We start from the raw sequence: 578 nt of genomic DNA on the forward strand, positions 1-578 counted from the left end.
GCCGTCATTTTCCCGCCGTTGGTTTGCTGGTTGGGCTACTTTGCGCTGGCGTGTTTTGGCTTGCCAGTGTGCTATTTACGCCCTTAGTTGCTGCGGTGCTAAGTACGGTATGCGGGATTAAGCTCACGGGCGCTTTTCACGAAGACGGTCTTGCCGATAGCTGTGATGGTTTGGGCGGCGGTCTGACACGTGAGCGCACGCTGACTATCATGAAAGACTCGCGCTTGGGTACATATGGCGTGTTAGGTCTGGTCTCTGCGCTATTGCTAAAGATTTCCTTGTTAGCCACCATGCCGTTATCGGTGGCTATCGTCGCGCTGATTATTGGGCATACCGCGTCGCGTTTGCTATGTATTAGCCTGCTTGCTCTGCTACCGTATGGCGGTGAGATAGAACATGCTAAAGCCAAACCTATGGCGCAGCAGTTGACAGCGTTACAAGGATTGTTCAGTAGTGGTTGGTTGCTCGTGGCAGGAGTTTTAGTAATGGTTATATTTCCTAATGCCATACAGCAGATTAGCATCGGTCAGTGGTTATTGGCTTTGGTGTTGGCTTTAGTTGCCACTGATTATATGCGG

General features: G+C 50.9%; 1 protein-coding gene. It reads left to right on the forward strand.

The window, feature by feature from the left end; translation table 11 throughout:
- Positions 1-578: adenosylcobinamide-GDP ribazoletransferase (locus ACS8FD_RS23095; RefSeq protein WP_439277575.1), on the forward strand; the 578-nt coding region annotated here is incomplete at both ends.

This window comes from Psychrobacter sp. 1U2 (assembly GCF_051847575.1).